The organism is Streptomyces sp. NPDC085932 (assembly GCF_044540525.1).
Lineage (GTDB): Bacteria > Actinomycetota > Actinomycetes > Streptomycetales > Streptomycetaceae > Streptomyces > Streptomyces levis.
On record NZ_JBITSJ010000004.1, the window covers coordinates 277,618 to 301,418 of the forward strand.

Consider the following 23,801-nt stretch of genomic DNA (forward strand, 5'->3'; position numbering starts at 1 on the left):
CGGATCGGCTCGGGACGGGGGCGGGCGGGATGGCGGGCTTGCGCGGAAAGCTGCGCGGAGGATGGGGGCGGCTGCGGGGGCGCGCCGCGGCCAGGCCGCTCCTGGTCGATCTCGGGATCGCCCTGCTCGTGCAGGGCGCCATGACGATGCCGTTCCTGGTACCGCGCGATCCCGCGCTGCCACCGGCGACCTGGGGGGCGTACGGGCTGAGCACCCTCACCGTGCTGCCCCTGGTCTGGCGGCGGCGCGCCCCGCTCACCGTGCTGTTCGCGGTGCTGGCCGCGAACGCGCTGTACCGGCTGACCCTGGACGGACCCGGGCAGCCCCTGCCGTACACGGGCCTGGTGGCCGTGTACACCATCGCCGCCCTGTCGCCCGCGCCGCGGCGGCTCCTCACCGGGCTCCTGCTGCTGGTCGCCGTACCGGCCGGGGTGTGGCTCAACACCCGGACCGCGCGCGAACTGACCTTCTCCTGCTTCGTGTTCGCCGCCGCCTACGTCTTCGGGCGGCTCACCGACGCCCGGCAGCGCGCGCACCGCGTCGAGGCCGAGCGGGCCGCCGCCCGCGAACGGGCCCGGATCGCCCGCGAGATGCACGACATCCTCTCCCACGCGGTGAGCCTGATGATCGTGCAGGCCGAGGCCGGCCCCGTGGCGGTGCGAGCCGCTCCCGAACGGGCCGAGGCCGCCTTCGACGCCATCTCCGCGACCGGCCGGGACGCCATGGCGCAGCTGCGCCGGATGCTGGGCGTGCTGCGCGACGGCGACGAATCCGACGGCTCCCCGCGTGCCCCGCAGCCCGGTCTCGCCGAACTCCCCGCCCTGCTCGACCGGGTGCGCGGCAGCGGCCTGGACGCCCGCCACCGCGCGGCGGGCCGCGTCCGCCCGGTCCCGGAGGCGGTCGGGGCCACCGTGTACCGGATCGTCCAGGAGGCCCTGACCAACACCGTCCGGCACGCCGGCGCCCGTACCGTGACCGTGGAACTGGACTGGGAGGAGCACGAGTTGGGGATCCGGGTGGCGGACGACGGGTGCGGGCCGCGGCCCGGGGCGGCACGCGGGGGCGGACACGGGCTGGTCGGCATGCGGGAGCGGGCGGCGGCGCACGGCGGCACCGCGGTCGCCGGGGCCGGCCCCGACGGCCGGGGCTTCGAGGTACGCGTCCGCCTCCCCCTGACCCCGGCCGCCACGGAGGGGGCGCGGTGACCATCCGGGTGGTCGTGGCCGACGACCAGGAGCTGGTGCGCAGCGGCTTCGCCCTGATCCTGGACGTGCAGCCGGACATCGAGGTCGTGGCGGAGGCGGCCGACGGGGCCGAGGCCGTCGAGGCGGTGCGGCGGCACGCGCCGGACGTGGCGCTGCTGGACATCCGGATGCCCCGCATGGACGGCATCGCGGCCTGCCGGGCGATCAGCGCGGCCGGGAACTGCCGCACGGTGATGCTCACGACCTTCGACTCCGACGAGTACGTCTACGAGGCACTGCACGCGGGCGCCGGCGGGTTCCTGCTGAAGGACGTCCGGCGGGACGACCTCGTGCACGCGGTGCGGGTCGCCGCCCGGGGCGACGCGCTGCTCGCGCCCACCGTCGCCCGGCGCCTGGTCGAGCAGTACACCCGGCCTCCCGCCGCCCGGCCCCGCAGGCCCGACCCCCGGCTGGAGGTGCTCACGGCACGCGAACGCCAGACGCTGCTACTGCTCGCGCGCGGCCTGTCCAACGCCGAGATCGCCGCCGAACTGGTGGTGAGCGACCACACCGTCAAGACGCACGTCGGCAACGTGCTCGCGAAGCTGGGGCTGCGGGACCGGATCCACGCGGTGATCTGCGCCTACGAGACGGGCCTGATCGCGGCCGGGGAGCCCCGCCCGGGGGAGCCGGAACGGCGCGTTCCTCCCCCGCGCCGGTGAGCCGCCCGCGTCCGCGAACCGCTCGCGCGGGCGATCCGCCGGCCGTGGCCGCCGCGAAGGATGGAGCCGTACCCGACGACGGCTCACCATCACGGAGTTGACCATGAGAACCCGTACCGCACTGCTGGCCGCCGTGCTCGCCGCGGGGGTGGCGGCCGGACCGTCCGTCCTGCCGGGCCCCGCCCACGCCGCGCCCGCCGTGGCCTCCGCCCGCTCCCCGCACGCCGCCCTGGAGGCGGCCCTGGCCGGTCTCCCCGACGCCGACGCGACCGCGGCCCTCGTCCGGGTCGGGGGCACGGAGGGTGTCTGGCGCGGCAGTTCCGGCGTGCACGACCTGCGCACCGGCCGGCCGGCGGATCCGGCGGCCCGGTTCCGCGCCGGGTCGGTGACCAAGGTCTTCACGGCGGCCGTCGCCCTGCAACTGGCCGCCGAGGGACGGCTGGACCTCGACCGCACCGCCCGCTCCTACCTGCCCGGCCTGATCCCGGCGTCCTACGCGGGCGTGACCGTACGGCAGTTGCTGAACCACACGCACGGCATCCCGGCCCCCGACTTCCCCGGCAGCACCGTCGAGGAGTGGTACGCCCAGCGCTTCCGGGTCCACGACCCCCGGGACATGGTCCGCTCGGCGACCGCGAAGAAGCGGGAGTTCGCACCGGGCGAGCGGCAGCACTACCTCAACATCGGCTACACGATCACCGGTCTGCTCATCGAGCGCGTCACCGGCGACAGCTACGAGCACCAGCTCGCCCGCCGGGTGCTCCGTCCGCTGGGGCTGCGGGACACGTACTCCCCGGGGACGAACCCGCGCATCATCGGCCCGCACAACCACGGCTACCAGCGGATGCGGCTGGACGACGGGACGACGGGGCTGCGCGACGTGTCCGTGTGGACGAGCACGGACGGCTGGGCGGCCGGTGACCTCGTCTCCACCACGGAGGACCTCGAACGGTTCACCCGCGCCCTGTTCCGGGGCCAGGTCGTGCGCGGGCCGCTGCTGGAGGAGATGTTCACCCTGCCGAAGGTGACCGACCTCTCCAGCGGCGAACCGGCCGCGTACTCGGTGGGCCTGTCCATGAAGGTGCTGGGCGGACGCGAGGTGTGGGGCAAGACCGGCGGGCGCTGGGGCTACAACGCGGCCATCGCCTCCACCCGCGACGGCTCGCGCACCCTCGTCTACGGCGTCAACTCCACCGACGCCAAGGGCCGGGAGATGAACAGGGTGGCCGAGCACCTCATGGTGGCCGCCTACGGCAGGCCGTAGGCCGGCCCCTCACACCGGGGGTGTCGCACGGACCAGGCCCGTCTGGTACGCGATGACGACCAGCTGGGCCCGGTCGCGGGCGCCGAGCTTGGTCATCGCCCGGTGGATGTGGGTGCGCACGGTCAGCGGGCTGAGCACGAGGTCGTCGGCGATCTCGGCGTTGGAGCGGCCCTCCGCGGCCAGGGCCATCACCTCGCGTTCGCGGACCGTGAGGTCGGCGAGGCGCTCCGGCGGCGCGGCGTCCGCGCCGGGGGCCGGTGCCATGAGGAAGCGGGTGATGAGGGAGCGGGTGGCGCCGGGTGACAGCAGGGCCTCTCCGGAGGCCACCGTGCGCAGGCCGGCCAGCAGGGTGTCGGCGGTGACGTCCTTGCCGAGGAAACCGCTGGCCCCGGCGCGCAGGGCCTGGGCGACGTAGTCCTCGGTCTCGAACGTGGTGAGGATCAGCACGCGCGTGGCGGACAGCTCCGGGTCCGCGCACAGCGTGGAGGTGGCGGCCAGGCCGTCGGTGCCGGGCATGCGGATGTCCATCAGGACGATGTCGGGGCGGTGGGCGCGGGTGAGCTCCACCGCCTCCCTGCCGTCGGAGGCCTCGGCGACGACCTCCATGTCGGCGCAGGAGTCGATGAGGATGCGGAAGGTGGCCCGCAGCAGGGCCTGGTCGTCGGCGAGCAGCACCCTGATGCTCATGCGTTGGTTCCTTCCGGGGAGTGGTCGGCGGGCTGCAGCGGCAGTGCGGTGGTGACCTCGAAGCCGCCCTGGGGGCGGGGCCCGGCGCACAGGTCGCCGCCGATGGAGCGGGCCCGTTCGCGCATGCCCATGACGCCGAACCCGGCGCGGCCCCGGGCGGCCTCCGGCTTGCTGGGGCCGTCGTTGGTGACGGTGATCAGCAGCCGGGCGCCGGTGTAGGCGAGCCGCACGTGGGCGGCCTCGGCGGCGGCGTGCTTGGTGACGTTGGTGAGCGCCTCCTGCACGATCCGGTACGCGGTGAGGTCCACGCCCGGCGACAGCGGCTGCGGCTCGCCCTCGGTGCTGACGGCGACCTCCAGACCGGCCGACTCGCACGCCGCGACCAGCTCGGGCAGCCGGGCCAGTCCGGGTGACGGCTCCAGCGGGCCGCCGCCGTCAGGGTCGTCGTTCTCGCGCAGCAGCCCGAGCGCGGCCTTCAGCTCGCGCAGCGCGGCGGAGGTGGTGCCCGCCAGGTCGGTGAGGATCTTCCGGCTCTGCTCGGGGCTGGTGAGGGCGAGGTGGGCGGCCGTGCCGGCCTGGGCGTTGGCCAGGGCCATGTGGTGGGCCACCACGTCGTGCAGCTCCCGGGCGATGCGCACGCGCTCCTCGGTGACCCGCAGCCGGGCCTCCTCCTCCCGGGTCCGCTCGGCGTGCTCGGCCCGGGCCTGCACGGCGTGCAGGTAGGCGCGCCGCATCCGCGTCATGTTGCCCGCGGCCAGGGGCAGCAGCAGCCAGAAGAACGGGCCGATGGTCCGCAGCAGCAGCGACAGGTGGTCCATGGAGTCCGCGAAGACGGCCGCGGTGATCACCGCCAGCATGGTGACGACTCCGTACACGCGGATGGTCTTGCGCGGGGAGACCGTGGCGAACCAGTACAGCGCCGCCATGATCGGCGCCAGCAGCAGCGGCGTGAGCAGGTAGCCCATCGCGATCACCGCCACCGTGCAGGCCGTGTTGGCCAGCACGACGATGCGCGGGTAGGCGCGGTGCTTGAGCAGGAACAGGCAGGCCACACCCATGACGGCGACCCCGGTCGCGTCCTGGTCGGGCGGGCTCGCGCTGGGCAGGGTCAGGGAGGTGCCGTAGGTCGCGCAGGCCATCAGCGCCAGGGCCGTCGCCAGGTCGACGAGGAAGGGGCGGCGGTGGGCGAACTCCTCCAGGCGGTCCGCGTAGCGCCGCTCCGGGCTGGTGGTCATGGGCTCTCCGGTCGGTGGACTGTCACCATCGTGGTCGATGCCGGGTGGGGACGCCCGGGGGCCGCCCGTGTCCTTCGCCACGAGCGGCCCGGGGACGGATCCTCCTCAGGTGCGCGCCGGCTCCAGGTCGGGGGCACCGTCCGGGGCGGGTTCGGCCGCCGGCCGGGTGAGGGCCTCCCCCTCCACGTCCACCCGGGGCAGCAGCCGGTCCAGCCACTTCGGCAGCCACCAGGCCTTCTCGCCGAGCAGGGCGAGGACGGCCGGCACGATCGCCATGCGGACGACGAACGCGTCGAACAGGACAGCGGTGGCGAGCCCGAAGCCGATCATCTTGATCATGGAATCGCTCTCGCCGACGAACCCGGCGAACACCGCGATCATGATCAACGCGGCGGCCACGACCACCCGGGCGCTGTGCCGGAAGCCGGAGACGACCGCCCGCTCGGGCGTCTCGCCGTGGACGTGGGCCTCCCGCATCCGCGAGACGAGGAACACCTCGTAGTCCATCGCCAGGCCGAAGACGATGCCCACCAGGAAGATCGGCATCAGGCTCATGATCGGGCCGGTCTGCTCCACGCCGAGCAGCTCGGCGCCGTGCCCCTGCTGGAAGACCATCACGACCGCGCCGAGCGAGGCCAGCACCGACAGCAGGAACCCGAGCGCCGCCTTCAGCGGGACGAGCAGCGACCGGAAGACCACCAGCAGCAGCACGACCGCCAGGCCGACCACCACGATCAGATACGGCACCAGCGCCGCCTGCACCTTCTCCGCGATGTCGATGTTCATGGCGGTGGTGCCGGTGACCTCGTAGCTCGCCCCGGTGTCCTGCTCGACGCCGGACCGCTCGCCCCGGATCGTCGTCACCAGGTCCTCGGTCTTCTCGTCGGTCGGCGCGGTGGACGGCACGACCGAGAAGACGGCGGTGTCGCCGGCGTCGTTGAAGCGGGCCGGGGAGACGGACACCACGCCCTCGGTGGCGCCGATCTTCTCGGCGACCGTGGCGGCCGCGGTCTTCGGGTCGGCGGCTCCCCCGGCGTCCACGACGATGGTCAGCGGTCCGTTGAAGCCCGGCCCGAACCCCTCGGCGAGCGCGTCGTAGGCCCGGCGTTCGGTGGTGGAGACCGGCTTGGCCTCGTCGCCGGGCATGCCCAGCTGCAGGCCGGTCACGGGCACCGCCAGGGCGCCGAGGCCCAGCACGCCCAGGACCAGCACGGGCAGCGGGCGGCGCAGGACGTAGCGGGCCCAGCGGGTGCCGCCGTTGGACTCGGTGCCGCCCTCGATCCGGCCGCTCCTGCGGGCCTTGCGGGTCAGCACGGCGTTCGGCCAGAAGCCGAGGAAGGCGGGCACGAGGGTCAGCGCGATCAGCACGCCGACGACGACGGCGCCCGCAGCGGCCAGCCCCATCTTGGTGAGCATCGGGATGCCGACGACGGCCAGCCCGGCCAGCGCGATGACGACGGTGAGCCCGGCGAAGACCACGGCGGACCCGGCGGTGCCCACGGCCAGCCCGGTCGCCTCCTGCGGCGTGCGCCCCTTGGCGCGCTCCTCGCGGTAGCGGGAGACGACGAACAGCGCGTAGTCGATACCGACGGCCAGGCCCAGCATCGTCGCCAGGGTGCCGGTGGTGGTGGACAGGCCGAGGGCGCTGGACAGGGCGAGGATCGTGGCCATGCTCACACCGATCCCGATGACGGCCGTGAGCAGGGGCAGCCCCGCGGCGGCCAGCGAGCCGAAGGTGACGAGCAGCACGACCGCGGCGATCGCGACGCCGATCACCTCGGCGGCGCCGCCCGGCCCGCCCTCCTCGGCCAGCGCGGTGCCGCCGGCCTCCACGGTCAGCCCGGACTCCCGGGCCTGGTCGATCGTCTTCTCCAAATGGCTGCGGCTGGCGTCGGTGAGGTCCGCCGGGCCGACCTTGTAGGTGACGGTCGCGAAGGCGGTCGAACCGTCCGAGCTGATCGCCTTCGCCCGGAACGGGTCGACGGCGCTCGCGACCTGCGTCCCGTCGCCCAGCCCGGTGACGGCCTTCTCTATCGCCTCCTTGTTCTCGGCGGCGGTCACCTTCCCGCCCTCCGGCGCGATGAACACGACCCGGGCGGTCGCCCCGTCGGCGCTGGCTCCGGGGAAGCGCTCCTCCATCAGGTCGAACGCCTTCTGGGACTCGATGCCGGGCATCGAGAACTCCTCGTCGACGGCGCCCGGAGCCTTGAGGGCGCCCAGCCCCACGGCGGCCAGGACGGCCGCCCAGACCAAGGCGACGTACCAGCGTCGCCTGAAGGCCAGACGGCCCACTCGGTACAGGAAAGTTGCCACGGCAGGAGGTCTCCACATCTCGTGTCGATCGTCCGCCCAGCGTCTCCGCCCCAGGGCCCTCCCGTCGTCGTGCGGCTGCCGACAATCCGGGGTACTCGCCACGCAGTAGAACCGGCACCCGGGTCCGCCTCGGGTACGAGATTTCCCGAGCCTTCCTCCGCCCCCTGTGCTACCGTCGTTGTTGTTGCAGTTTTGGTTCCCAGAGACTTCGAGTGCTCTATCGACCTTTTGTCGACGAGCACTCTTTTTTGTTTCCGAGGATTTTCGGATCTCTCCACAGGGTGATCATTTCGGCGACTACGGGTCCGCAAGGTGCGGGCCCTGAGTACTGCCCCTCAAGGGAGATTCATATGGCTACCGGCACCGTGAAGTGGTTCAACTCGGAAAAGGGCTTCGGCTTCATCGAGCAGGAGGGCGGCGGTCCCGACGTGTTCGCCCACTACTCGAACATCGCCACCTCGGGCTTCCGTGAGCTCCAGGAAGGCCAGAAGGTCACCTTCGACGTCACGCAGGGCCAGAAGGGCCCGCAGGCCGAGAACATCGTTCCCGCCTGACGCGGACGCGTCTGCCCTGACCGGGGCCCGCACCCCTCGCGGTGCGGGCCTCGGCTCGTTTTCTCCCACTCCGGCTCGCTCTTGCGAATCCTGCGGCCCTCCGGTGCCGTCGCGCATTCCCCGATACGTGCCGCATCGAGGAAGGTTCCCCCATGGACCGCACGGCTCGCAGGAGCAACAACGGCTCCCCCCGCTCCCGCAACGGCGGGTTCCGGCCCCGCAAGGGGGCAGGCCAGAGCGCCGGCTCCCGCACGGCGAACGGTGGCCACGGCGCCCAGCGCCCCGGCCCCGCCCGCGAATTCGCACCGCCCGCCACCCTCACCCCGGCGCTGCCCGCCGTCGCGGCGTTCGCCGAGCTGGACCTGCCGCCGCGGCTGCTGGCCGCGCTGGGCGCCGAGGGCCTGACCGAGCCGTTCCCGATCCAGGCCGCGACCCTGCCGAACTCGCTGGCCGGCCGGGACGTCCTGGGCCGCGGGCGCACCGGCTCGGGCAAGACGCTCGCCTTCGGTCTCGCCCTGCTGGCCCGCCTCGACGGGCAGCGGGCCGAGCCCCGGCAGCCCCTGGCGCTCGTCCTGGTGCCCACGCGGGAACTGGCCCAGCAGGTCACCGACGCCCTCACGCCGTTCGCCAAGGCGCTGCGGCTGCGGCTCGCGACGGTGGTCGGCGGGCTGTCGATCGGCCGTCAGGCGAGCGCCCTGCGCGCCGGTGCCGAGGTCGTCGTCGCGACGCCCGGCCGGCTCAAGGACCTCCTGGACCGCGGCGACTGCCGGCTGGACCAGGTCGGCGTCACGGTGCTCGACGAGGCCGACCAGATGACCGACATGGGCTTCATGCCGCAGGTGACCGCCCTGCTCGACCAGGTGCGCCCCGGGGGCCAGCGGATGCTGTTCTCGGCCACCCTGGACCGCAACGTGGACCGGCTGGTGCGGGCGTACCTGCACGACCCCGTGGTGCACTCGGTCGATCCGTCCGCGGGCGCGGTCACCACGATGGAGCACCACCTGCTGCACGTGGACGACGACGACAAGCACGCCACCACGACCCGGATCGCGGCCCGTGACGGACGCGTGATCATGTTCCTGGACACCAAGCACGCCGCCGACCGGCTGGCCAAGAAGCTGCTGGCGGTCGGGGTGCGCGCCATGGCGCTGCACGGCGGCAAGTCGCAGTCGCAGCGCACCCGGACCCTGGCCCGGTTCAAGGACGGTGACGTCACGGTCCTGGTGGCCACCAACGTCGCCGCGCGCGGCATCCACGTGGACAACCTCGACCTGGTCGTCAACGTCGATCCGCCCGCCGACCACAAGGACTACCTGCACCGGGGCGGCCGCACGGCGCGCGCCGGCGAGTCCGGGACCGTCGTCACGCTGGTCCTGCCGCACCAGCGGCGCGAGATGTCCCGGCTGATGACCGACGCCGGCATCACCCCGCGGGTCACCCGGGTGGGCCCGGAGGAGGCGGAGCTGAGCCGCATCACGGGTGCGCGGGAGCCCTCGGGCGTGCCCGTGGTCCTCACCCCGCCGCCCGCCGAGAACCGGCCCGCCCGCTCGCCTTCCGCCGCGGGCAGCCGGCGGGGCAGGCCGCCCCGGGCCCGCCGCCGCTGACCGCTGCCGTCATGCGGTGCGGGCCGTCCAGGGGGACGGGCTCGCCGAGGCCTGCGCCGCCGCCGGGCGCTCAGGCCCGTTCCACGCTGCCGTCCCGCGCCCTCTCGTGGGCGGCCAGTTCGTGCGCGCCGCCCTCGAAGGCCGGGCCGCAGCCCGGTGGCAGGCGCTCGACGACCCGCGCGACCGCGACCCGCGCACAGCCGGTCTCGGTGATCCGCGGGCTGCTGCGGCTCGGGCCCTCCACGCGGTACCGGCCGTCCGCCGACGTGCCGATGTACGGGACGTCCCAGGTGGGGGGATGTTCCGTGCACCGGCTGAAGTGCAGCTCCCACATGCCGGCCCAGGGGTGCAGCCGGCGCAGGAGCGGCTCGGTGTGCGCCACCCGTACCAGTTCCGCGAAGGCTTCGGCGAGCGGTGAGGCGTGGCGTGCGGCGGCCTCTTCGGCCCGGGCCAGGAGGGTGCGCCAGGCGCCCGTGGCCGGGGGCGGACCGGGTGGGTGTGCCACGCGCTCAACCACCCCTGCGCGCGGTGCTCTCCCGCACCACCAGCCGCGTGGGCACCAGCGTCGTCCCGTGCCCGCCGCCCGCGGAGCCGCCGCCCGCTGCGCCCCCCTCGCGCATCCTGCGCAGCACCCCTTCCACGCACAGCCGCCCCACCTCGGCGAAGTCCTGGTGGACGGTCGTCAGGGGCGGGAGGAAGGACGCCGACTCGGGGAGGTCGTCGAAGCCGACGACGCTCACGTCGTCCGGGACGCGGCGGCCCCGCTCGTGCAGGGCGCGGAGCAGGCCCAGGGCCATCTGGTCGTTGGCGGCGAACACCGCCGTGCAGCCGGGCTCGTCGGCGAGCAGCAGGCCGGCGCGGTAGCCGGACTCCGCCGACCAGTCGCCGCGCACCGGGGGCGGCGCCGGGCGGCCCGCCTCGGTGAGCGTCGTGCGCCAGGCGTTGGCGCGGCGCTGGGCGGCGAAGGAGTCCTCCGGGCCCGCCAGGTGCCACACCGTCTCGTGGCCGAGGCCGAGGAGGTGGTGTACGGCGTCCCGGGCGCCGCCCGCCTGGTCGGTGTCGACGACGGGGTAGCGGTCGCCCGCGTCCGAGTCGGCCACCACCACCTGCACCCCCGGCGGCAGGGAGACCGTCGCCGCGTCGAGCAGGTGGATCTCCATGATGACGATCACGGCGTCCACGGCCAGTTCGCCGAGGCGGGAGAACGCGCCGTTCACCTCGTCCTGGGTGGGGACGGCCACCGGCAGCAGCGTGACGGCGTAGCCGTGCCCGGCCGCGGAGGTGGCGATGGCCTCCAGGGTGCGGATGTTGCCCAGGGTGGAGAGGGAGAACGTGATCACCCCGAGGGTGCGGAACTCGCCGCGGCGCAGGGCCCGGGCCGCGCTGTTGGGCCGGTAGCCCAGTTCACGCATGGCGGCCAGGACCTGGCGGCGGGTGTCCTCGGTGACTCCGGCGAAGCCGTTCGAGACGCGGGAGACCGTCTGGGAGGAGACCCCGGCGAGCCGGGCCACGTCGGCCATGGAGGCGCCCTGGCGGGGGCGGGCCGCGCGCCTTCTCGTGCGGCTCGTGCCCCCCGGTTCGCTCTCGCCGTCCACTGCGGCCACCTGCCCCTCGCTTCCCCCGCCGCCCGCCCGGCGTGAACTTTCGGTCCGGAACGACTCCTTGACCCCTGAGATTCGGACAGTGTAGACATCGCGCCAGCGGATGTTTACGTAAACATCGGCGAGCCCGTACCGCCCGGGAAGCCCACATCACCGGACCGATCACCTCACCCGGACCCCGATCTCTGCGTCCGCCGGGACGCGCGGCACGCAGAAGAGCTGGAGTACTCGAGATGGCACACCGCACCCGCAGGCGAAGGCTCCTCGGGGCCGTCGGCGTCACCGCCGTGGCGACCGGAACCCTCCTGGCCACGGCGACCCTGCCGGCCGCCCACGCCGAACCGCCGGCCGCCCGAGCCGAACCGCCGGCCGACCGTGCCGCCGCGGGCGTCACCGTCCGGCCGGACCCCTCCTACGCGGGCGAGAGATTCGAGGGCTGGGGCACCAGCCTGGTCTGGTTCGCCAACGCCACCGGCGACTACCCGCCCGCGATACGCGAGAAGCTCTACCGGCTCCTCTTCGGCGACGAGGGCCTCGCGCTGAACATCGCCCGCTACAACATCGGCGGCGGCAACGCCCCGGACGTCAAGGACTACCTGCGCGCGGGCGGCGCGGTCGAGGGCTGGTGGAAGGCCCCGGCCGGCACCACCCGCGAGGACGTCGACTGGTGGGACGCCGAGGACCCGGCCGACTGGAACAAGGACGCGGACCGGACGCAGCGCTGGTGGGTCGACCGCATCAAGAAGGACATCACCCACTGGGAGACCTTCAGCAACTCCCCGCCCTGGTTCATGACCGAGAGCGGGTACGTCTCCGGCAACTTCGACGCCGGCGAGGACCAGCTCAAGCCCGAGTCGGTCGAGGACTTCGCGCGGTACCTGGTGGGCGCCACCGAACGGCTGGAGAAGGCCCACGGCATCGAGGTCGACACGCTCGACCCGTTCAACGAGCCGAACACGGACTACTGGGGCACCAGGCTGGGCCCGGACGGCGAGCCGGTCGGCGGCCGCCAGGAGGGCGCGCACATGGGCCCCGAGCTCCAGCAGAAGGTGCTGCGCGCACTGGCCCCGGTGCTGGACGAGTCCCGCTCCGGCGCGGAGATCTCCGCGATGGACGAGACGAACCCGGGCATCTTCGCCACCAACTGGAACTCCTACCCCCAGGAGATGCGCGACCTGGTCGGCCAGATGAACGTCCACACCTACGGCACCGGTCAGCGCACCACCGTCCGGGACCTCGCCAAGGCGGCCGGCAAGCCGCTGTGGATGAGCGAGGTGGAGGGCGACTGGGGCGACGGCCAGAGCTTCACGGACATGCGGCCGGGCCTCGGTCTCGCCCAGCGCATCGTCGACGACCTGCGCGAACTGGAGCCGCGGGCCTGGGTGTTCTGGCAGCCCGTCGAGGACTACGACAACATGAAGCCGGGCGGCGAGTCCGCCAAGGGCGGCAACTGGGGCGAGATCCAGCTGCCGTTCAGCTGCACGGCCCGGGACACGCTGGAGACCTGCCCCGTCCGCACGAACACCAAGTTCGACACCGCCCGCAACTTCACGCACTTCATCAAACCCGGCGACCGGTTGATCAAGACCGACGACACGTCCAGCACCGCGGCCGTCTCCCGCAAGGGCGACGCGGCGACCGTCGTGCACGTCAACAGCACCGCCGAGGCGCGCGAGGTCACACTCGACCTGTCGAAGTTCGGCCGGGTCTCCTCCCGCGCCACCGTCACCCCCGTGGTGACCAGCGCCGACGGCAAGCTGGCCAGGCAGCGCCCCGTCCGCGTCACCGGTGAGCGGGCCACCGTCCCCGTGCCCGCGCAGTCGGTGACGTCCTTCCTCGTCCAGGGCGTCTCGGGCGTCGCGAAGGACGCGGCGGAACTGCGCAAGGGCCACACGTACCGCCTGACCGGCGTGCAGAGCGGCAAGGACCTCACGATCGCCGGCAACGGCACGGGCCTGGTCGTCCGCGGCGCCGCGGCCGGTCCGGCGGGCTCCCGCTGGACGGTGGAACAGGTCCGCGGCGCCGACCACCGCAGGCGCTACGTCCTCACCGAGTCCGCGTCGGACAAGCGCCTCGCCGTCCGCGGCGGTGCCCTGGTCGCCGAGCCGGACACGGGCCGCCGGGACAGGGCCGCGCAGTGGATCGCCTCCACGACCGGCGACGGCACGTGGACCCTCGTCAACGCCGCCACAGGCCAACTCCCGGACGTCTCCGGACAGTCGACGAACGAGAACGCGCCGGTCGGCGTCTGGCAGCCCAACTCGGGCGCGAACCAGCGCTGGAGGGTGACGGAGGTGACGGAGCCGAGGAAGTAGCCCCGGGGCCCCCGTCACCGGGCGGGGGCCTCAGTCCCGGCCGCTCCCGGCGGCGGGCGGGGTGAACTCCGGCTGGTCCAGTACCCGGAGCCAGCTGCCGTCGGGCTGGCGGCGGACCACCTGGGCGCGGGCACCGGTGCCGTCCTTCGGCGGGGTCGACGTCAGGGCGAGGTCGCCGCTGATCAGCGTCGGCAGGGGGGTCTCCGGCTCGAACCGGGGGCGGTCGGCCAGCACCTTCTCCCACAGGGCGCGGATCGCCTCCCTGCCCACCGTCCGCCGGCCGGGCGGATAGGCCAGCACCGCGTCCTCCTCGTAGAGGGCGGCGACCCCGGCCGCGTCACCGGCGTTGGAGCGTTCGACGAAGAGGCGGGTGAGGTCCTCGGGGCGCATGGCCTTCTCGTACACGGGTCTCTCTCCTCCGGTGGGCTCCTCGGACGCCTTCAGCCTCGTCCCCGGTTGACCAGAAGTCCAACAGCTGGTTCTGCTGACCACTAGAATTTTCAGTCATGGAGCTGAGGCAGCTGGAGTACTTCGTCGCCGTCGCCGAGGAACGGAATTTCACGCGGGCCGCGGAGCGGGTGCACATCAGCCAGTCCGGTGTCAGCGCCCAGATCCGCAGGCTGGAGCGGGAGCTCGGGGCCGATCTGTTCGACCGGTCGGCGCGCACCGTCACCCTCACCCCGGCGGGACGGGCCGCGCTGGACCACGCCCGTGCGGCGCTCGCGGCGGCCGGCGCGGTCGGGCAGGCGGTGGGCGAGGTGACCGGCCTGATCCGGGGGCGGCTCGGGGTCGGCATGGTCGTCGGCTGCACGGTGACGCCCCTGTTCGAGGCACTGGCCGCGTTCCACCGGGCCCACCCGGGCGTGGAGATCTCCCTGCTGGAGCGGAACTCCGACCGGCTGGTCGAGGCGGTGCGCGCCGGTGACCTGGACGTGGCGCTCGTCGGAACCGCGGAGACGCCCGAAGGGCTCGACGCGCTGACGCTCGTCAGCGAACGGCTCGTGGTGGCCGTTCCGCCGGGCCACCCCCTGGCGGACCGGCGGCGCGTCACGCTGGAAGACGTCACCGCCCACCCGCTCGTGTGCATGCCGCCGGGCACGGGCCTGCGCACCCTCCTCGACCGGGCCTGTGACGCGCGTGACCTGCGCCCGGCGATCGCGCTGCAGGCCGGCGCCGCGGACGCGGTCAAGGATCTGGCGGCCCGCGGCCTCGGCGTCGCGGTCCTCAGCGCGTCGATGGCGGAAGGGCCGGACGAGCGCCTCGTCACCCGCACGATCGCCGACGTCACCGATCCCGCACTGCTGGCGCTGGTGTGGAGGGGGACGTCGGGACCGGCGGTGCGGGAGTTCCTCCGGGTGGCGCGGGGGGTGTTCGGGGGTGGGGCGGACGGCGAAGTCCGCCCGTCGCTGCCCGACGCGGGCGGTCCCGGGGGGAGCGGCTAACGTGCGCGCACCGCGCGGAAGCGGTCCGTCGCCCCCACCACCGCCCCCGTCGAGGTGCTCCCGGACAGCCCGTGTCCCTCGTCGCCGATCAGTACGAGCTCGGCGTCCGGCCACACCTGGGCCAGCCGCCACGCCACGTCCGGCGGCCCGCTGATGTCCATGCGGCCGTGGATCAGCACACCGGGGATGCCGGCGAGCCTCCCCGCGTCACGCAGCAGCGCTCCGTCCTCCAGGAAGGCGGCGTGCCGCCAGTAGTGCGTGACGAGGCGGGCGAACCGGAACCTGAAGCGCGGATCCTCGAAGCGCGGGTCGGGCCGGTGCCCGGGGTGGGTGGACACGTGCACGTCCTCCCAGCGGCACCACTCCCGTGCGGCCCGCTCCCGCACGGCCGGATCGGGATCCGCGAGCATCCGCGCGTACGCGTCGGCGAGATTCCCCTCGCGCTCCTCCTCCGGGACGGTGTCCCGGAACCGGGCCCACTCCTCGGGGAAGACGCGCCCCATGTCGCGCGTGACCCATTCCACCTCGCGGCGCGTGGTGTTGGTGACGCTGAAGAGCACCAGCTCGCTCACCCGCTCGGGGTGCCGCTCGGCGTAGGCCAGCGCGAGCGTGACGCCCCAGGAGCCGCCGAGGACCAGCCACTCGTCGACGTCCAGGTGCTGCCGCAGCAGTTCGATGTCGGCGATCAGGTGCCGGGTGGTGTTGGCGGCGAGCGAGGTCTCCGGATCCGCCGCGTCCGGTGTGCTGCGCCCGCACCCGCGCTGGTCGAACAGCACGACACGGTAGGCCGCCGGGTCGAACAGCCGCCGCCAGAACGGCCCCGCACCGGACCCGGGCCCGCCGTGCAGCACCAGCGCGGGCTTGCCGGCGGGGTTGCCGCAGGTCTCCCAGTGGACGAGGTTGCCGTCGCCGACGGCGAGCATGCCGTGGGCGTACGGCTCGACGGCCGGATAGAGCTCGGACATGTCGGACGTTCCTTTCCGGGACAAGGGGCTCCGCAAGTGAACACCCACTCAACTACCGCCGGGTAATGCAAAGATCACGTCCCAAGATGCCGACAATCCCGTCCCGGCCGCTGTCTTGGGCCTGGCCTGGCCGGAAACTGCCACCGACCGACTCGATCGACCGACCAGTTCGATCGACGACCGACCGACCAACCGACCGAGCGCCGGGTCGACACCCGGCGCCCGAGGGGGAAAACACACAGTGAGAACAACAGAACACGGCGAACGCCGGTCCGGTGCGCCCGCGCGCAGACGCCTGCCCCGGCTGCGCACGGTCCTCGCCGCCGCGCTCACGCTGGCCGTCTCCGGCGCCGCCGCGCCGCAGGTGATGGCGGCGCAGCCCACCGCGACCGAGCCGCAGCCGACCGTGCCGAGCCTGGCCTGGACCGACTGCCAGGGCGGGTTCGAGTGCGCCGACGCCCAGGTGCCGCTGGACTACCGCGACCCGCAGGGCAGGACCATCACCCTGGCGGTCGTGCGCAAGAAGGCCGCGGACCAGGGCGCGAAGAAGGGCACCCTCTTCCTCCAGCCCGGCGGCCCGGGCAACTCCGGCGTCGACTTCGTGCGCAACAACTACGCCGACCTGCCGGCCTCCCTGCGCGACAACTTCGACGTCTTCGGCTACGACGTGCGCGGTGTCGGCCGGAGTTCACAGGTGGTGTGCTGGGACGACCCGACGTACACGCAGGCCGTCACCGCCGCCAAGGGCGCCCCCGGCCCGGACGCCTACGAGCCCGCCGTGCGCCAGGCCGCCTCGTTCGTCCAGGGCTGCCAGGACAACGCGGGCGGCATCCTGCCGTACGTCGGGACCGGGTACGTGGCCCGGGACATCGACCTGCTGCGCCAGGCGCTCGGGGAAGACCAGCTGACCTACTACGGGCGGTCGTTCGGCAGCTACATCGGGACCGTCTACGCCGCCATGTACCCCGAGCGCGTGCGCGCCCTGGTGCTCGACGGCGGCTACGACCCGGACCACTACGCGAAGAAGCCGTACGCCTACGACCGGCCCCAGTACCTGGCGCTGGACGGCGCCATGGGCCGCTTCCTCGACTGGTGCAAGACCGACCAGGCCACGTGCGGATTCGGCGACGGCGACCCCCGGGCCGCGTTCGAGAAGCTCAAGGCCGACCTGGACGCCAACCCCGTGCCGACCGCGAACGGCGGGCAGGCCAACGGCTACACCCTCGTGTACCGCCTGATGTTCAACATCAACGAGGGCAAGGTCATCTGGCCCTCCCTCGGCCAGGCCCTGCACAAGGCGCAGCAGCGTGACAACACCTCGTTCCTGCTGCGGCCGCCGTCCCCGGCCAGCTACGACTTCCTCAACCCGAACGTGGCCGTCGAGTGCGTCGACAAGGACTACCCGCGTGACCCCGGCCTGCTGAAGCGGCAGGTCACCCGGAACGCCGAACTGGCGCCGCTGCTGGGCCCGGCCATGGCGTACGGCCCGCCCACCTACGACCACCAGCACGCCACCGCCTGCGTCCAGTGGACCGGTGAGAAGCCCAGCCGCTACGCCGGTTCCTTCCGGGCGAAGGGCTCCGCGCCGATCCTGGTCCTCGGCACCACCGGCGACCCGGACACCCCGTACCAGGACGCGGTGGCCCTGTCCCGCAAGCTCGACAACGGCCGGCTGCTGACGTTCCGCGCCGAGGGGCACACCGCCTTCGGCCGCAGCGCCTGCGCGACGGACGCCGTGACCGGCTACCTCGTCGACCTCAAGGTCCCGGCGCGCGGCACCACCTGCGCGGACGAGACCCAGCCGCCGTCCGCCACGCCGAAGAAGGCCCCCTCGGGCACGACCCTCGGTGAGCTGCGCAACGGCGTCAACGAGCGGCTCGACCGCATCGGCACCCTGCGCTGACCCGTCCCGCCCCGGACCCCGGACTCCCCGTACCGCACGGGGAGTCCGGGGTCCTCCTCTGTCCGCCGCGCGCGCCCTCTCACACCACGTGCGACTCGGGCCGGACGGTGGCCCCGGTCCGGAAGCGGTCGGCGCCGAGCGGTGTGACGTCGACGCACGGGGTGCGCTCCAGGCAGAGGTCGCGGACGACCTCGCCGACCGCCGGCGCCTGGAGGAAGCCGTGGCCCGAGAACCCGGTGGCGTACAGGAAGTTGACGACCTCGGCGGAACGGCCGATGAGGGCGTTGTGGTCGGGGGTGACCTCGTAGAGCCCGGCCCAGCCGCCGGCCGTCTCCAGACCGGCCAGGGCGGGGGCGCGGTGGCGCACCGCCTCGCGGAACAGCTCCAGCCAGTGCGGTGTCCAGGTGGTGTCGAAGCCGTCCGGTTCGCGGGGGTCGGCGAGGCCGAACAGCAGCCCGTCGTCGCTGTTGTGGAAGTACGCCGAGGACGCGAAGTCGATGGTGAAGGGGATGCGCGGGGCGGGGGGCACGAGCGGCACCGTGAAGGCCAGCTGGCGGCGCACCGGCCGTACGGGCAGCGGGACCCCGGCCATGGCGCCGATCCGCGCCGACCAGGCGCCGGCGGCGCAGACGACCGTGGCGCACTCGATCCGGCCGCGGTCGGTGTGCACGGCGGTGACCCGGTCGCCGGTGAGGTCCATCCCGGTGACGGTGGTGTGCGTGGCGAGGACGACCCCGGCACGGGCCGCCGCCCGCGCGTAGCCCCGGACGACGCGTCCGGGCCGGGCGTGGCCGTCGTCCGGCGAGTACGCGGCGGCCACCAGTCCGTCGGTGCTGACGTAGGGGCACAGCCCGCGGGCCTCGTCGGGGCCGGTCATGCGGCTGGGGACGCCGAGGGAGTTCTGCAGCCGGACCCCCGCCTCGAAGTCGGCGGCCTGCCGCTCGTCGGTGAGCAGGAACAGATAACCGACGGTGTCCAGCCGGATGTCGGCGCCGGGGCGGTCGGGGAAGTCGCGGAAGGCGCGCAGGCTGCGCCGGCCCAGTTCGATGTTGAGCGGGTCGGCGAAGTGCGCCCGCACCCCGCCGATTGGCTTGCCGGAACTGCCCTCGCCCAGTTCCCCGCGCTCCACGACGACGATGTCCCGCACCCCGGCCTCGGCCAGGTGGAAGGCGATGCTGGTGCCCATCACGCCCCCGCCGACGATCACCACGCCGGCGGTGCGGAGCACGGTGGCGAAGGCGGATGGAGAGGAGGAGGTCAACGGGCCGTCCCTTCCGCTGGGTTGGCGTGCTGCGCGTCCTGGGCCATCGTCCGCCGGTCCGGGGCCGGGGCCGCCCGGCCTCCGGGGACTTTACCATCTCTTTACAACCCGTCCGGTCCCGGCCTCGTCTCTCCGCACGACCTGTTCACCGACCTGGGAGTGCGACTCCATGCGCCGAACCGTCCTTGGCCTGCTGGCCCTCACGGGCACCGCCGTACTGATGGGCACGGGGCCCGCGTTCGCCGACGGGGCGACGACCCCGAGCCCCGTCCCGTCGGCCGCCGAGCCGACCACCCGCCCGGAGGCGAGCGACACGCCGAAGCCAGCCGCGCCCGCCGAACGCAACCGGACCGCCCGCCCGGCCCCGAGCGCCGAACCGACCCGGGCCCCCGCGCGGGACCAGGTGTCCGTCGTGCCGAGCGGCGCGCCCGACACCGGGGTGGCGACCGGGTCCGCGGGCTCCGGCACCGACGGCGCGGCGATCGGCGCGGGCGCCGCCGCGGTGCTCCTGGTGGGTGGCGGCACGGTGTTCGTCGTGCGCCGCCGGGCGAGCGGGGTATGACCGCGTTCTCCAGGCGCGCGTTCACGGCCGCGGCCCTGGCGTCCGTGCTGACGGCCTGCGGCGGGGGAACGCCGGCGCCCTCGCGCGCCACCGCGACCGCGCCGTCACCGCGGCCGGGCGCGGGGGGCGGGAGCCCGCGCCCGGCCGCGGGGTCCCGCCCCTCGGCCGGCCCGGCCCCGGTCCGGCTGATGGTCCCGGCGATCGGCGTCGACACCCCGGTCATGCCGCTGGGCCTGGCGGCGGACGGCACCGTGCGGGTGCCGCCCGTCGAGCCGGACGACCGGGTGGGCTGGTACCGGCACTCGCCGGTGCCCGGCCGGACCGGACCGTCGGTGCTCCTCGGCCACGTCACGGTCGGGCGGTACGGCGACGGCGTCTTCCGCCACCTGGCGCGGCTGCGCCCCGGGGACCGGATCGAGGCGCGCCTGGAGAACGGCACGGCGGCGGTCTTCGCCGTCACCGCCGTGCGGACCGTCCCGAAGGACGACTTCCCGGTGGACGACGTCTACGGGAACGTGGACCGCCCGGAGGTACGGCTGATCACCTGCGGCGGAGCGCGTACCGGCGACGGATACGCGGACAACGTGATCGTGTTCGGTGTGCAGGACGCCGCCGAGTCCCCCACCTCTGGAGAGCGTTGAAACGGTCCCGCGAGAAGGCCGCGTCCGAGCTGTTCGCCGCCCTCTACCCGCGTCTCGCCGGCTGGTGCCGGCGGCTCGTCGACGACGACGAGACGGCCCACGAGATCGCCTCGGAGGCGTTCACCCGGCTGTGGGCCCGCTGGACGTCCGTCGAGGAGCCGCGCGGGTTCCTCTACGTCACCGCGGCCAACCTGGTCCGGGACCACTGGCGCAAGCTGGAGCGCGAGCGCCGGGCCCTGCACCGCGTCACCTCGGAGGCCGCGGTACGCCCCCACCCCGAGCAGGCCGACCCGTCGGTGCGGCTGCTGGTGCAGGCGCTGCCGGAGCGACTGCGCGTCCCGATCCTCCTCCACTACTACGCTGACATGCCGGTCCGGGAGGTGTCCGCCCTGACCGGGCGCAAGGAAGGAACCGTCAAGGCCGATCTGCACGCGGCCCGGGAACTGCTCCGCGTCCATCTGAGGAGAAGCCTTGACCACACGCCTTGACGACGTCCCGGGCGAGCCGGAGTCCGGCCCCGACGACCCGCTCGCCGTGATCCTGCGGCCCTCCTCACCGGACTACCTGGGGGCGCCGCCCGGGCAGTTCGAGGCGGTCCGCCGCCGGGCCACCCGCCGGCGTCTGCTGCGCACCGCGGCGGGAGCGGGCCTGTGCTGCGCGGTGGCCGCCCTCGTCGTCCTGCCGACGCGCCTGAGCGGGCCCGAGGCGCCCGCCCACCCGACCGTTCCGATGGCCCCGCCGCCGCCCCGGGCGCCCGCGACCACGGCTCCCCCGGCCCCCTCCCCCTCCGCGTCGGACTCCGCCCCGGGCTCCCCGTCGGAGCGCTCCGGGACGCCCGCTCCCGGCACGGGGAACCCGCGCACCGAGACCGCCGCTCCCACCAGCCCCGGCACGGCCGCCACCCGCTCCGCCGCTCGCGACGAGAGCACGCGGCCCACGCCCGACGCGCCTTCGGCCACACGGGCCTCGGTCCGGCCCGTGCCCTCGGCGGCCCGCACGGGCGGACGGTGACGGCGGAGCCGGACACCGGGGGAAAGGGTTTGCGGAACCTTTGCCCGGGGGCCGGGCGTTGGGAGGGTGTGCGCGCGTGAGCGGGTGCGTCCTTTGATGCTGACGAATACCGAGGTGACGGCAATGGCAGTGTGGGACCGGCTCAAGGATCAGGCCAAGGCTCTCCAGCAGGGTCAGGCCGGACACGGCGCGAGCGGCGGGCACGGCGGCGGCCACGGCGCTCCGAGGTCCGGCGGGGGCGGCAAGGCCCAGCTGATCGGCCTGTTCAAGACGCAGCTCGGGTCGCTGAAGAACGAGCTGAAGAGCGGTGCCTACCGGGACGCGAGCATGGCGATGTGCGCCTTGGTCGCGGCGGCCGACGGACAGGTGGACGCCTCCGAGCGCCAGCAGGTCGAGTCGATGATCCTGAGCAACGACGTGCTGCAGAACTTCCCGCCGGAGCAGTTGCGCCAGCGGTTCAGCAAGCACGTCGACCAGCTGACGGCGAACTTCCAGCACGGCAAGGCGGAGGCGATGCAGGAGATCGCCAAGGCCGCCAAGAAGCCCACCGAGGCGCGGGCCGTGATCCAGACCGGCATGGTCATCGCCGGTGCCGACGGCCACTTCTCCCAGGCCGAGGCGCAGGTCCTGCGCGAGGCCTGCGCGGCGCTGGGGCTGTCCCCGGCCGAGTTCCAGCTCTGAGTCAGCGGGCGCGCAGGGCGTCCACGGCCAGGCGGGCCGTCGTGCCGATGACGGCGTCGGCGGCGGGCAGGAGCGCAGAGGTGCGGGCCGTGCGGGTGAAGACGGCGACGGCGTAGCGGCCCCCGTCGGGGTACTCGACGACGCCGACCTCGTTGCGCACGGTCGGCAGGCTGCCCGTCTTCCCCGCGACGTGCACGTCGTCGAAGGGGAAGCCGGAGGCCAGCCGATGCGGCCACACCTGCAGTCCCAGGATCCGGCGGATGGCCGCGCCGTGCTCCGGCGGGCACGCCTCGTCGCGCCAGACGGCGGCGAGCAGCCGGGTCATGTCGCGGGGCGTGCTGCGGTTGGTGCGGGCGGGGTCGAGCGCGCGGAGCCGGGTGACGACGTGCGGGTCGGCCAGCGCCCCCGCGCCACCCGGCCCGGCGTCCTCCTTGATCGTGGCGAGGAGCTCGCCGAAGGTGTGGACGGCGTGGGTGTGCGCCAGGCCGAGGCGGGCCGTGGCGTCGTTGACGGCGTCCAGGCCGACGCGCGTCAGCAGCAGGTCGGCGGCGGCGTTGTCGCTGACGGACATCATCAGATAGGCGAGGTCCCGCAGGGACAGCCGGGCCCCGTCGAGCATCGCGGCGAGCCCCGTCGGGCCGGTGGTGCGGCCCTGCGGCGGGCACTCGACCTGCTCCGTGAGGTCCAGCAGCCCCTGGGCCGCCCGCTGGTGCAGCGCGACGAGCAGGCACAGCTTGTGGACGCTGGCGGTGCACACGGGCTGGTCGGCGCCGGCGTCGACGTGCGCGCCGGAGTCGATGTCGACGGCGTGCAGGCGGCCGGTGACCCCGGCGTCGGCGAAGGCAGCGTGGATGCGGGCGAGGACGTCGGTCACAGCCAGTACTCCGAGGCCGGGCGCAGATGGAGCGGGCGGGAGGGCAGGTCGGGGGTGGCACCGGCGGTGCCGCGCAGCGCGTGTGCGGCGGCCTCGGCGAACGCGCCGACGGCCGCGTCGCCCCGCCCGCCGGGCCAGGCGACGGAGTGCCGCAGCGCGAGCGGGCCACCGGTGAGCGGACGCCACACCACGCCGCCGTCCGCGCCCGGGGCCGCCCGGCGCTCCGCGTGACCGTGCGCGTCCCGAGGGCTGAGGGCGACCGCCCGCGCCGACAGCACCAGACCGCGCACGAAGCTGACGCCCTGGGCGTGGCGCACGGCGGGCGGGGTGTAGCCGTTGCGGGCGCAGGTGGTCAGGAGGTCGTCGTAGACGGCGGGGGCGGCCGCGCGGGGGAAGAGGATCAGGTCGTGTCCGGTGAGGGAGGCGAGCGGGACCTCGTCGAGCCCGGCCACGGCCGCGTCGGCGGGCAGCAGCACACCCAGTTCGCGGCGGAGCACCGGCCCGAGCTCCAGCCCGGAGACGTCGCAGGGGTGGTGGATGAGCCCGACGTCCAGTTCGTGCGCGGCGAACCGCTCCAGCTGCTGGGCCGTGGACAGTTCGTGCAGCTCCAGCTCCAGGCCGGCGGCGCCCTCGGCGAACGCCGTGAGCAGCGCGGCGACCGTCTCGCCGGAGACGTCCGGGGGCAGCGCGGCCCGCAGCAGTCCGGTCTCGCCGTCGCGGATGCGGCGCGCGGTGGCCAGCAGCGCCTCGGACCGGGCGAGGACCTCGCGCGCCTCGGCCAGCAGCAGCGTCCCCGCCTCGGTGATGGTCACCTGCCGGCTGGTGCGTTCGAACAGCCGGACGCCGAGGTGTCTCTCCAGCCGCTGGATGCGCTGCGAGAGCGGCGGCTGGGCCATGCCGAGCCGAGCGGCGGCACGGCCGAAGTGTGACTCTTCTGCAACAGCCACGAAGCACTCCAGGTGCCGCACCAGGTCCACGAGCA

At 74.2% G+C, this 23,801-nt stretch carries 23 protein-coding genes; 13 read left to right on the forward strand and 10 right to left on the reverse strand.

Features of this window, described 5'->3' with window-relative positions; all coding sequences use genetic code 11:
* Positions 1-29: 29 nt before the first annotated feature.
* From ACIGAQ_RS21535 to ACIGAQ_RS21545, 3 genes are all read left to right on the forward strand, one after another.
* Positions 30-1,205: a sensor histidine kinase gene (locus tag ACIGAQ_RS21535; RefSeq protein ID WP_399785063.1), complete on the forward strand. Its 1,176-nt coding sequence runs from the start codon at positions 30-32 to the stop codon at positions 1,203-1,205.
* Positions 1,202-1,906 (forward strand): response regulator, encoded by a 705-nt coding sequence (locus ACIGAQ_RS21540; protein WP_399785066.1) that lies wholly within the window; start codon positions 1,202-1,204, stop codon positions 1,904-1,906. The genes ACIGAQ_RS21535 and ACIGAQ_RS21540 overlap by 4 nt, the downstream gene beginning before the upstream one ends.
* A gap of 103 nt (positions 1,907-2,009) precedes the next feature.
* The gene (locus ACIGAQ_RS21545) at positions 2,010-3,170 is read left to right on the forward strand and encodes a serine hydrolase domain-containing protein (RefSeq protein WP_399785068.1); all 1,161 of its coding nucleotides are present in this window, start codon (positions 2,010-2,012) and stop codon (positions 3,168-3,170) included.
* A 9-nt stretch (positions 3,171-3,179) separates the two neighbouring features.
* Here ACIGAQ_RS21545 and ACIGAQ_RS21550 read toward each other — a convergent pair whose 3' ends face one another.
* The 3 genes from ACIGAQ_RS21550 to ACIGAQ_RS21560 form a co-directional block, all read right to left on the reverse strand.
* A complete protein-coding gene (locus ACIGAQ_RS21550) occupies positions 3,180-3,857 on the reverse strand; it encodes a response regulator transcription factor (RefSeq protein WP_362276173.1) in 678 nt (225 codons plus the stop codon).
* Entirely contained in the window at positions 3,854-5,092 is a 1,239-nt protein-coding gene (locus ACIGAQ_RS21555) for a sensor histidine kinase (protein ID WP_399785072.1), read from the reverse strand. The genes ACIGAQ_RS21550 and ACIGAQ_RS21555 overlap by 4 nt, the downstream gene beginning before the upstream one ends.
* 105 nt (positions 5,093-5,197) lie before the next feature.
* Positions 5,198-7,405 (reverse strand): MMPL family transporter, encoded by a 2,208-nt coding sequence (locus ACIGAQ_RS21560; RefSeq protein WP_399785075.1) that lies wholly within the window; start codon positions 7,403-7,405, stop codon positions 5,198-5,200.
* A 350-nt stretch (positions 7,406-7,755) separates the two neighbouring features.
* Between ACIGAQ_RS21560 and ACIGAQ_RS21565 the strand changes: the two genes are divergently transcribed.
* Together ACIGAQ_RS21565 and ACIGAQ_RS21570 are read left to right on the forward strand one after the other, a co-directional pair.
* Positions 7,756-7,959: a cold-shock protein gene (locus tag ACIGAQ_RS21565; RefSeq protein WP_003991681.1), complete on the forward strand. Its 204-nt coding sequence runs from the start codon at positions 7,756-7,758 to the stop codon at positions 7,957-7,959.
* Positions 7,960-8,111: 152 nt separating this feature from the next.
* Entirely contained in the window at positions 8,112-9,563 is a 1,452-nt protein-coding gene (locus ACIGAQ_RS21570) for a DEAD/DEAH box helicase (protein WP_362276165.1), read from the forward strand.
* A 70-nt stretch (positions 9,564-9,633) separates the two neighbouring features.
* Here ACIGAQ_RS21570 and ACIGAQ_RS21575 read toward each other — a convergent pair whose 3' ends face one another.
* The gene (locus ACIGAQ_RS21575) at positions 9,634-10,068 is read right to left on the reverse strand and encodes a DUF6193 family natural product biosynthesis protein (RefSeq protein WP_399785079.1); all 435 of its coding nucleotides are present in this window, start codon (positions 10,066-10,068) and stop codon (positions 9,634-9,636) included.
* Between the two features lie 4 nt (positions 10,069-10,072).
* Complete coding sequence (locus ACIGAQ_RS21580; protein WP_399785882.1) at positions 10,073-11,083, reverse strand: LacI family DNA-binding transcriptional regulator; 1,011 nt, start codon at positions 11,081-11,083, stop codon at positions 10,073-10,075.
* Positions 11,084-11,397: 314 nt separating this feature from the next.
* Here ACIGAQ_RS21580 and ACIGAQ_RS21585 point away from each other — a divergent pair, with 314 nt between their 5' ends.
* Positions 11,398-13,479, forward strand: coding sequence for an RICIN domain-containing protein (locus tag ACIGAQ_RS21585; protein ID WP_399785082.1), 2,082 nt, complete (start codon positions 11,398-11,400; stop codon positions 13,477-13,479).
* 30 nt (positions 13,480-13,509) lie between these two features.
* Here the strand turns inward: ACIGAQ_RS21585 and ACIGAQ_RS21590 are convergent, their stop codons facing one another.
* Positions 13,510-13,869, reverse strand: a complete 360-nt coding sequence (locus ACIGAQ_RS21590; protein ID WP_311682881.1) for a nuclear transport factor 2 family protein — start codon at positions 13,867-13,869, stop codon at positions 13,510-13,512.
* Positions 13,870-13,985: 116 nt separating this feature from the next.
* Here ACIGAQ_RS21590 and ACIGAQ_RS21595 point away from each other — a divergent pair, with 116 nt between their 5' ends.
* Positions 13,986-14,921, forward strand: coding sequence for a LysR family transcriptional regulator (locus ACIGAQ_RS21595; protein ID WP_399785085.1), 936 nt, complete (start codon positions 13,986-13,988; stop codon positions 14,919-14,921).
* Here ACIGAQ_RS21595 and pip read toward each other — a convergent pair.
* Complete coding sequence (gene pip / locus ACIGAQ_RS21600) at positions 14,918-15,886, reverse strand: prolyl aminopeptidase (RefSeq protein ID WP_311682376.1); 969 nt, start codon at positions 15,884-15,886, stop codon at positions 14,918-14,920. The genes ACIGAQ_RS21595 and pip overlap by 4 nt on opposite strands.
* A gap of 367 nt (positions 15,887-16,253) precedes the next feature.
* On the opposite strand from pip, the gene ACIGAQ_RS21605 reads away from it, so the two are divergent.
* Positions 16,254-17,789, forward strand: coding sequence for an alpha/beta hydrolase (locus tag ACIGAQ_RS21605; protein ID WP_362276564.1), 1,536 nt, complete (start codon positions 16,254-16,256; stop codon positions 17,787-17,789).
* 79 nt (positions 17,790-17,868) lie between these two features.
* Here the strand turns inward: ACIGAQ_RS21605 and ACIGAQ_RS21610 are convergent, their stop codons facing one another.
* Positions 17,869-19,050: an NAD(P)/FAD-dependent oxidoreductase gene (locus tag ACIGAQ_RS21610; RefSeq protein WP_399785088.1), complete on the reverse strand. Its 1,182-nt coding sequence runs from the start codon at positions 19,048-19,050 to the stop codon at positions 17,869-17,871.
* 169 nt (positions 19,051-19,219) lie between these two features.
* On the opposite strand from ACIGAQ_RS21610, the gene ACIGAQ_RS21615 reads away from it, so the two are divergent.
* The 5 genes from ACIGAQ_RS21615 to ACIGAQ_RS21635 all read left to right on the forward strand — a co-directional run bounded on the left by ACIGAQ_RS21615 (position 19,220) and on the right by ACIGAQ_RS21635 (position 21,945).
* Positions 19,220-19,612, forward strand: a complete 393-nt coding sequence (locus tag ACIGAQ_RS21615) for a sortase-dependent protein (RefSeq protein ID WP_311682380.1) — start codon at positions 19,220-19,222, stop codon at positions 19,610-19,612.
* A complete protein-coding gene (locus ACIGAQ_RS21620) occupies positions 19,609-20,253 on the forward strand; it encodes a class F sortase (RefSeq protein ID WP_362276148.1) in 645 nt (214 codons plus the stop codon). Before ACIGAQ_RS21615 ends, ACIGAQ_RS21620 begins: the two co-directional genes overlap by 4 nt.
* On the forward strand, positions 20,250-20,741 hold the full coding sequence (locus tag ACIGAQ_RS21625) for an RNA polymerase sigma factor (protein ID WP_094057990.1): 492 nt from the start codon (positions 20,250-20,252) through the stop codon (positions 20,739-20,741). Before ACIGAQ_RS21620 ends, ACIGAQ_RS21625 begins: the two co-directional genes overlap by 4 nt.
* Positions 20,725-21,264: a hypothetical protein gene (locus ACIGAQ_RS21630; RefSeq protein WP_399785093.1), complete on the forward strand. Its 540-nt coding sequence runs from the start codon at positions 20,725-20,727 to the stop codon at positions 21,262-21,264. Before ACIGAQ_RS21625 ends, ACIGAQ_RS21630 begins: the two co-directional genes overlap by 17 nt.
* A gap of 123 nt (positions 21,265-21,387) precedes the next feature.
* On the forward strand, positions 21,388-21,945 hold the full coding sequence (locus ACIGAQ_RS21635; protein WP_311682384.1) for a TerB family tellurite resistance protein: 558 nt from the start codon (positions 21,388-21,390) through the stop codon (positions 21,943-21,945).
* Position 21,946: 1 nt separating this feature from the next.
* On the opposite strand, the gene ACIGAQ_RS21640 is transcribed toward ACIGAQ_RS21635, so the two are convergent.
* Entirely contained in the window at positions 21,947-22,819 is an 873-nt protein-coding gene (locus ACIGAQ_RS21640; RefSeq protein ID WP_362276142.1) for a serine hydrolase, read from the reverse strand.
* The gene (locus ACIGAQ_RS21645; protein ID WP_399785098.1) at positions 22,816-23,796 is read right to left on the reverse strand and encodes a LysR family transcriptional regulator; all 981 of its coding nucleotides are present in this window, start codon (positions 23,794-23,796) and stop codon (positions 22,816-22,818) included. Before ACIGAQ_RS21645 ends, ACIGAQ_RS21640 begins: the two co-directional genes overlap by 4 nt.
* Between the last annotated feature and the right edge of the window lie 5 nt (positions 23,797-23,801).

Bases quoted from the DNA above. Each gene is read 5' to 3' on its own strand.
- ACIGAQ_RS21585 (WP_399785082.1), top strand. From the start codon at position 11,398: ATGGCACACCGCACCCGCAGGCGAAGGCTCCTCGGGGCCGTCGGCGTC.
- ACIGAQ_RS21545 (WP_399785068.1), top strand. From the start codon at position 2,010: ATGAGAACCCGTACCGCACTGCTGGCCGCCGTGCTCGCCGCGGGGGTG.
- ACIGAQ_RS21620 (WP_362276148.1), top strand. From the start codon at position 19,609: ATGACCGCGTTCTCCAGGCGCGCGTTCACGGCCGCGGCCCTGGCGTCC.
- ACIGAQ_RS21565 (WP_003991681.1), top strand. From the start codon at position 7,756: ATGGCTACCGGCACCGTGAAGTGGTTCAACTCGGAAAAGGGCTTCGGC.
- ACIGAQ_RS21550 (WP_362276173.1), bottom strand. From the start codon at position 3,857: ATGAGCATCAGGGTGCTGCTCGCCGACGACCAGGCCCTGCTGCGGGCC.
- ACIGAQ_RS21570 (WP_362276165.1), top strand. From the start codon at position 8,112: ATGGACCGCACGGCTCGCAGGAGCAACAACGGCTCCCCCCGCTCCCGC.
- ACIGAQ_RS21595 (WP_399785085.1), top strand. From the start codon at position 13,986: ATGGAGCTGAGGCAGCTGGAGTACTTCGTCGCCGTCGCCGAGGAACGG.
- ACIGAQ_RS21615 (WP_311682380.1), top strand. From the start codon at position 19,220: ATGCGCCGAACCGTCCTTGGCCTGCTGGCCCTCACGGGCACCGCCGTA.
- ACIGAQ_RS21635 (WP_311682384.1), top strand. From the start codon at position 21,388: ATGGCAGTGTGGGACCGGCTCAAGGATCAGGCCAAGGCTCTCCAGCAG.
- pip (WP_311682376.1), bottom strand. From the start codon at position 15,886: ATGTCCGAGCTCTATCCGGCCGTCGAGCCGTACGCCCACGGCATGCTC.
- ACIGAQ_RS21555 (WP_399785072.1), bottom strand. From the start codon at position 5,092: ATGACCACCAGCCCGGAGCGGCGCTACGCGGACCGCCTGGAGGAGTTC.
- ACIGAQ_RS21535 (WP_399785063.1), top strand. From the start codon at position 30: ATGGCGGGCTTGCGCGGAAAGCTGCGCGGAGGATGGGGGCGGCTGCGG.
- ACIGAQ_RS21605 (WP_362276564.1), top strand. From the start codon at position 16,254: ATGGCGGCGCAGCCCACCGCGACCGAGCCGCAGCCGACCGTGCCGAGC.
- ACIGAQ_RS21580 (WP_399785882.1), bottom strand. From the start codon at position 11,083: ATGGCCGACGTGGCCCGGCTCGCCGGGGTCTCCTCCCAGACGGTCTCC.
- ACIGAQ_RS21590 (WP_311682881.1), bottom strand. From the start codon at position 13,869: ATGCGCCCCGAGGACCTCACCCGCCTCTTCGTCGAACGCTCCAACGCC.